Below are 6,568 nucleotides of genomic sequence, written 5' to 3' on the forward strand. Positions count from 1 at the left end.
TGCTGCTTCAGGTCGGTCTTCGAGGGTGGGGTCAGGGTCACTCGGCGCGTTCCTGCTCCTCGTAGACCTGGCGCCAGGCCTTGTTCATCGGGTAGAGCCCGTCGACCGAGGCGCCCTCGTCGACCCGCTCGTAGATGAAGCGCTCCTCTTTCTCCTGCTTGGCGGAGTCGCGGGCGACCTCGGCGACCAGCCTCGGCGGGATGACGACCACGCCCTCCGCGTCACCGACCAGGACGTCGCCCGGCATGACCAGCACGCCGCCGCAGTCCACCGGGATCTGCGAGTCCATCGGGACGTGCCTGCGCCCGAGCACGGCCGCGTGCGCGACGCCGTAGTAGGAGGGCATGTCCAGGCTGGAGAAGGAGGGGCTGTCCCGCAGACCGCCGTCGGTGATCACGCCGACCGCGCCGCGGCGCAGGGCGCGCAGCGCGAGGATGTCGCCCAGGGTGCCCGCGCCGTGGTTGCCACGGGCGCTGATCACCAGGACCTCACCCGGCTGGATCTCCTCGACTGTGCGCTTCTGGGCGTTCATCCCGTTGCCGATCTCGGCGAAGACGTCCTCGCGCAGCGGGAGGTAGCGAAGCGTCCTGGCGATGCCCACCATGCGCAGGTCGGGCCTGGCGGGCTTGACGCCCTCGATGAAGTGGTGGTCGATGCCCCGCTTGCGAAGCTGGGAGGAGATCGTCGCCGTGGAGACGGACTTCAGGGCCTCGATGATCTCCTCGGTGAGGACGCTCTCGGCCTTCTCGGCTCCGGGGACGGGCGTCGAGCCGTACGCGGCGGACTTGAGCTGGTCGGTGACCTTGGGCTGCACGCCGTAGGAGGGCAGCGGGCGCTCGTCGGCGACGACCTCGTTGCGGAGCCTGCCGGTGCTCTCAAGCTCGACCTCGACCACGTCGCCGGGCTGCACCACGGTCGATCCGGCCGGGGTGCCCGCGAGGATGATGTCGCCGGGCTCCAGGGTCATCAGGCGGGACAGGTCGGCGATCAGCAGGTCGAAGCCGAACAGCAGCTCGTCGGTGCACGCCTCCTGGACCAGGTCGCCGTTGACGTAGGTGCGCAGCCACAGCTTCGACGGGTCGTCCGTCTTGAGGATGGCCGGGCCGATCGGCGTGTAGCCGTCCTGGCCCTTGGCGCGGAGGTTGGAGCCGAGGTCGGCGTGCTTGAAGTCGTAGACCCCGAAGTCGTTGGCGGCGGCGTAACCGGCCACGTGGTCGAGCGCGTTCTCGGGGGAGACGCGGTGCGCGCGGGTGCCGATGATGATGGCGATCTCGCCCTCGAAGGCCATCAGCTCACAGCCCGCGGGCCGTACGACGGGCTGGCCCGACCAGGACAGCGACGAGGCGGGTTTGAGGAAGTAGGAGGGGACGGCCGGCGTGCGCCCGCGCTCAGCCGCTCGGCTGCGGTAGTTGAGATGGACCGCGATGATCTTTCCTGGCGTCAGGCCGAGCGGGTGATCCACGGCCACCTCCCTGGTTCAAATCGTATACGACATCATGCATGATACGCGATGAGGTCACGTCGGGCTATAGACAAAGATATTTGAATTCGTACATGATTTGGAGGGTTCGGGCTCGTGAGACCCACCGCGGGGGAGCACGAGAGCCGGACGGACCCGAGGAGATCGACATATGAGGGCCCCGGCCATCGGTGACAGGCGCGTTCCCACGTGGGACAAGGCCGCTTCGGCGACCCTCACGCGCATCGGTGACCCGGCGCCCGGAAGATTTTTCACGACGGGTACGGCCGGCGTCATCGACAGGGTGGCGATACCCCGGGAGGTGTACGGGCGGGTCGTCCAGCTATCGTCAGGTAACGACCCCGATGCCCCCCACGACATCGTGGATCGTGCCAACACCTCGGAGGACGGCCCCGCGACTCGCGTCGCGGCCCCCGTCCGGTCCCCCCGCACAGCGACCGGAGCCGTCCTCGTCAACATGATCCATGTCCCGGAAGCCACGAGAAGTGGCCAGGACCGGGGGATGGGACCGTACGCCATCGTCGCCTATACAGAAACCAACGGCGTCTGGACACACCTGGGAGGGTCGTGATGGGAGAACTCGTCATGGCGGCCAAGATCACGCATGTGCCGTCGATCTGGCTGTCGATTCAGCCCGGCAAGCACTTCGGCATCCGGAGGAAGGCCGAGCTGGCACTGGAGGAGATCGGCAGGCGGGCCCACGAGCGCGGGGCCGACACCTTCCTGGTCGCCGACACCCACTGGCTGAACAGCATCGGCTTCCACCTCAACGGCAAGGAACGCCACCACGCCACCTACGTCAGCCACGAACTTCCGCACTTCATCCACGACCTGGCCTACGACTATCCCGGTGACCCCGAGCTGGCCGAGCTGGTCCGCGAGGAGATCGTCGCGGGCGGGCAGAAGGCGCGCGTCCACGACTACAACGACCTCGGTCTTGAGTACGCCACGCTCGTGCCGATGTACTTCATGAACAAGGACTCCTCGATCCGGGTGCTGCCGATCGGCTGCAACATGTACTCCACGATCGAGGAGAACCGCAGGATCGGCGAGGCGCTGATGCGGGCCATCGCCCGCAGTGACAGGAAAGTGGCCTTCCTGGCCAGTGGCTCCCTGTCGCACGCCTTCCCGGCCAACGAGATCGCCGAGTCGATGCTCGACGACGTGAGCAGCGAGATCAACCGGCAGGTGGACATCAGCGTCCTCGACATGTGGACGCAGGGCCGTACCGCCGAGTTCGTGGAGATGCTGCCCGACTACAACAAGCGCTGCACCGGAGAAGGTGCCATGGCCGACACCGCCATGCTCTTCGGTCTGCTTGGCTGGGAGGACTACGACGGCAAGGGCGAGCAGCTGTGTCCGTACTTCGGCAGCAGCGGCACCGGCCAGGTCGTCGTGGACTTCCCGCTCCCCGCCAAGGTCTCCTGATCTCCGGTGGTACGGACGTCTTCCGGCGGAGATCGGGGACGTGCAGTACGATAAGAAATCGTATGTGAAAAAACTCTCCGAGGAGTGCGCGACCGATGCAGGACCGACAGGGCTTGGCCTCCCGTGTTTTTCCCTCTGACCACCCCGTCGACCTGCCTCCCGTGCTCCTCCTGCACGGCATCGCCTCAGACGGCGAGAACGACTGGGTCGCGCCCGGCACCGTCGCCGCGCTGAACGACGCCGGACGCACCGCGATCGTCGTCGACCTGCGCGCGCACGGCGCCAGCCCCGCCTCCACCTCCGCCGAGGAGGCGGGCGCCCCGGCGCAGGCCCGCGACATCCTGGCCGCGCTGGACGCGGAAGGCGTCGAGACCTTCGACGTCGCCGGTTACTCGCTGGGCGCCAGGCTCGCCTGGGCCGTCGCCGAGGCCGCTCCCGAGCGCGTGCGCCGGGCCGTACTCGGCGGGCTCAGCCCCGTAGAGCCGTTCACCATGGTGGACATCGCCGCCCTCCACAGGGCCGTCGCCGAGGGCACCCAGCCCGAGGACCCCTTCACCGGCATGATCGCCGGAATGGTCGGCTCCCGCGGCCCCGAGCGGGCACCGGGCCTCGCCCTCGTCGTCGAGGGCCTGGCAGGCTCCCCGTTCGACCCGAAGGGATGGCCCGGACAGACCCCGCCTGTCTTCGTTGTCGGACAAGACGACATGATGACGAACGGAATCGAGCGTATCGTCGGTCTGGTAGACGGAGCGGAGCTGCTCACCGTCCCGGGCGACCACTTCGGCGCGCTCACGGGTGCCGAGTTCCGCGGCATCGTCGTGAGGGCCCTGAGCCGGTGATCACCAGCGGGACGGACGCCCATCAGGGCAGCGGCCCAGGGTTAGGGATGAGGGGACACCGGTGAGAGTGGTCAAGAAGGCCGCCAAGACCAAGGAGTCGAAGGCGGAGATCAGCTACGGGCTGCTCCGCTCACGAATCCTCGACGGAACGTACGGCCCCGGCTACCGGCTGGTCATGGACCAGCTCGCCAGGGAGACCGGCGTCAGCACGATCCCGCTGCGCGAGGCCGTACGGCGCCTGCAGTCAGAAGGGCTCGTCGAGGTCGTGCGCAACATCGGCGCACGCGTGGCCGTCTTCGACTCGACCCAGGTCGAGCACACGCTCAACGTCCTGGCCCGGCTTGAGGGCTACGCCACGGCGATCTCCGCCCCGCTCATGTCGCCCGAGCAGATCGAGGCGTCCCGGGAGATCAACGCCCGCATGGTCGAGGCCCTTGAGGAGTTCGACCCGACCTCGTTCACGGCGCTGAACCGGCAGTTCCACTTCTCGATCTACCAGTACTGCCCGGACGACCACCTGGCCAACCTGCTGGAATCCGAGTGGGCCAGGCTGGACCACATGCGGCGTTCGAGCTTCACGTACGTTCCCGGGCGGGCCCGGCGATCGGTGGTCGAGCACGAGCACATGCTCGACTTGATCTCGATGGGGGCTCCGGCGGAGGAGATCGAACGGGTGGCGTGCGCTCATAAGATCGCCACGGCAGAGGCACTGCATAACGCTCACGTCACTGCCGTGTGATCTGGCGTTGCGCTTGCTTTTGCGACGCCTGGCGGCGTCGCGGGCTTGGGCGCCTCAAGTCGGCTCTTTCCCTCGTCGTTCGTCCGCTTCGCTCCCTCTCTCCTCAGTCCAATCGCCGACGCGCCCAAGCCGACACTCTTCACGCTTGGCACCGGTAACCCTTCACGCTTGGCACCGGTACCCCAAACTCCTCACGCTTGGCGTCGGAGGCTTTGGCGGCGTTCAAGTGGGGGTGGGCAAGTGCGGGGGTTGGGGGAAAGGGGCGTGTTCTAGGGTCGTGGGTCATGAGCCAACTGCCCACGCTGTCCGTGATGGAGATCGTTTCTGAGCGGCTTCTGCTTCGCAGGGCGTTGCATGACAGCGACCGTGAAGGACTCATCGAGCTCTCGACCGATCCCGAGGTTCAGGCGTACATCGGTGGTCCCCGGCCTCGGGAGGAGGTCGAGAAGCACTTCGACACCGTCATGGCCGCCGACGCGATGTCCAGGCCGGGCAACTACATCGTCGTGGACAACACGACGGACCAGGTCATCGGGACGTTGATGCTCGCCCGCTGGTGGACCGACCACCCCCAGCGCGTCACCGAGGACGGCGAGGAACTGCTGCTGGGCTATGTGCTGCGGCGCGGCGCGTGGGGTGCGGGATACGCGTTCGAGGCCGCGACGGCCGCGTTGCGCGCCGCCGCCGAGGAACTTCCCGACCAGCCCGTCGTGCTCGTGACCCAGACCGCGAACAAGCGATCCCTGAACCTCGCCGCCCGCCTCGGCTTCCACCCCACCAGCACATTCGAGGAGTACGGCGCCGAGCAGACCCTCTGCGCCACACGCCTGTCCACGTTCAAAAGCTGATCATCCTGGGTTGAGGATCGCGTTGATGTCGCTCTGCCGGTAGCGGCGCTGCCCGCTGGGGGTCTTCAGCGAGGGGATCTTCCCGGTGAGGGACCACCGGTTGACGGTCTTGGGGTCCACACCGAAGATGTGGGCCACTTCGCCGGGGGTGAGCAGTCGGTCGGTGGTCTCCGGTCCTGTGGTGAAAGTGCCATCAGGCGCGACGGCCTTGCTCGCGGGCATGGGGGGCTCCTTCAGTAGCGCAGTCGGTGGAGGATCTCGTCGTGCCTGGCCAGGGCGCTGACCAACCCGTGCAGGGTGGTACGGCCCAGCACGTCCCTGGCTCCGGCCTTTCGCTGGTCAGGCCGCAACGGGCAGTACCGGGTGGCCCACCACCGTGGCAGTCCGGGCAGGTCACGCTGCTCGTAGTACCAGCCAGGGTGGGTGCTGATGAGCACGGCGATCACACGCTGTTCGTACTCGTGGTCGGTCATCGTCGTCTCACTTCGGAGGACGGACAGGAAACTCGCTTCGTCCGGGGTCAGCAGGGGGTGGAAGCTCGGGTCAGAGGGGGCGAAAGCTGCGGTCCCGCGCGGGACGTTCTCGCGGGGACGGGGCGGAGCGTTCTTGCGGGGAGGGGTGGGCGGGTGCCCGGCCCGAGCCGGGGAGCATGAGCCGGGCACCCTGGAGGAGGACCGGCCTTCCACAGCATGTGGAAGACCGGTGCGCCAGGCGGCTCCCCCTTCCCCAACACGCCCTGCCATGTCCCGACGTGTGTAGGAGCCGCCTTGCGAAGGGGTGCGGCCCAGACCCCTCCGTCTGGGCCGCACGTTCATGAGGTACGGCGGGCAGCGGGTGGGATGAGGTCCCACCGCCCGCCGTACCGGCTTCAGGAGCGCAGCAGTCTGCGCAGTGCGGGAGGCCGGTAACCGGTCCGAACGGTCCGGAGGGCGCGGGTGGTGGCCACGGCCCGGATGCTCGGCGGCACGAACGGGGATGCCTGAGCGGTCAGGCGAGCGGACACCGGCCTGGGCGCCTGGACGGACGCCTGAGCGGGCGCCTGGGCGGTCAGCTTGCGGTCCAGTTCCTCCACCGACTCCGCTCGCACCAGCAACACCGCGCCGGGTTCGGGCCTGCCGGACAGGCCGTGGCGGTAGGCGCTCCACAGGCCGGACTGCGCGTTGTGGAAGACCAGCCAGCCGGGGTGGGCCGTTTGCAGGGTGTTGCAGGTTCGATCTGAAAGCCCGGCCTCTGG

At 68.0% G+C, this 6,568-nt stretch carries 8 protein-coding genes; 4 read left to right on the top strand and 4 right to left on the bottom strand.

The genetic code is table 11. The annotated features are described in order from the left end of the window. Nucleotides 1–37: 37 nt before the first annotated feature. Nucleotides 38–1,462, bottom strand: coding sequence for a fumarylacetoacetate hydrolase family protein (locus FHS44_RS37515; RefSeq protein ID WP_184724736.1), 1,425 nt, complete (start codon nt 1,460–1,462; stop codon nt 38–40). Nucleotides 1,463–2,050: 588 nt separating this feature from the next. Between FHS44_RS37515 and hpaD the strand changes: the two genes are divergently transcribed. The 4 genes from hpaD (at nt 2,051) to FHS44_RS37535 (ending at nt 5,334) form a co-directional block, all read left to right on the top strand. Further along, nucleotides 2,051–2,908, top strand: a complete 858-nt coding sequence (gene hpaD, locus FHS44_RS37520) for a 3,4-dihydroxyphenylacetate 2,3-dioxygenase (protein ID WP_184724739.1) — start codon at nt 2,051–2,053, stop codon at nt 2,906–2,908. Nucleotides 2,909–3,003: 95 nt separating this feature from the next. Further along, nucleotides 3,004–3,747, top strand: coding sequence for an alpha/beta fold hydrolase (locus tag FHS44_RS37525; RefSeq protein ID WP_184724741.1), 744 nt, complete (start codon nt 3,004–3,006; stop codon nt 3,745–3,747). A gap of 61 nt (nt 3,748–3,808) precedes the next feature. Next, entirely contained in the window at nt 3,809–4,486 is a 678-nt protein-coding gene (locus FHS44_RS37530; protein ID WP_184724744.1) for a GntR family transcriptional regulator, read from the top strand. Nucleotides 4,487–4,770: 284 nt separating this feature from the next. Further along, nucleotides 4,771–5,334, top strand: coding sequence for a GNAT family N-acetyltransferase (locus FHS44_RS37535; protein ID WP_221461758.1), 564 nt, complete (start codon nt 4,771–4,773; stop codon nt 5,332–5,334). Here the strand turns inward: FHS44_RS37535 and FHS44_RS37540 are convergent, their stop codons facing one another. From FHS44_RS37540 to FHS44_RS37550, 3 genes are all read right to left on the bottom strand, one after another. Beyond that, nucleotides 5,335–5,556, bottom strand: a complete 222-nt coding sequence (locus tag FHS44_RS37540; RefSeq protein WP_184724747.1) for a helix-turn-helix domain-containing protein — start codon at nt 5,554–5,556, stop codon at nt 5,335–5,337. A gap of 11 nt (nt 5,557–5,567) precedes the next feature. Beyond that, nucleotides 5,568–5,807, bottom strand: a complete 240-nt coding sequence (locus FHS44_RS37545) for a hypothetical protein (RefSeq protein WP_184724750.1) — start codon at nt 5,805–5,807, stop codon at nt 5,568–5,570. Nucleotides 5,808–6,202: 395 nt separating this feature from the next. After that, the coding region (locus FHS44_RS37550) for a hypothetical protein (RefSeq protein ID WP_184724753.1) at nt 6,203–6,568 on the bottom strand (366 nt) is incomplete at its 5' end.

Origin of the sequence: Streptosporangium saharense, assembly GCF_014203715.1 — a bacterium.
In the GTDB taxonomy this organism is placed as follows: Bacteria; Actinomycetota; Actinomycetes; order Streptosporangiales; family Streptosporangiaceae; genus Streptosporangium; species Streptosporangium saharense.

What these genes read in the sequence shown, in the direction of transcription:
- hpaD (WP_184724739.1), top strand. Translation starts at nt 2,051, where the DNA reads ATGGGAGAACTCGTCATGGCGGCCAAGATCACGCATGTGCCGTCGATC.
- FHS44_RS37525 (WP_184724741.1), top strand. Translation starts at nt 3,004, where the DNA reads ATGCAGGACCGACAGGGCTTGGCCTCCCGTGTTTTTCCCTCTGACCAC.
- FHS44_RS37540 (WP_184724747.1), bottom strand. Translation starts at nt 5,556, where the DNA reads ATGCCCGCGAGCAAGGCCGTCGCGCCTGATGGCACTTTCACCACAGGA.
- FHS44_RS37545 (WP_184724750.1), bottom strand. Translation starts at nt 5,807, where the DNA reads ATGACCGACCACGAGTACGAACAGCGTGTGATCGCCGTGCTCATCAGC.
- FHS44_RS37535 (WP_221461758.1), top strand. Translation starts at nt 4,771, where the DNA reads ATGAGCCAACTGCCCACGCTGTCCGTGATGGAGATCGTTTCTGAGCGG.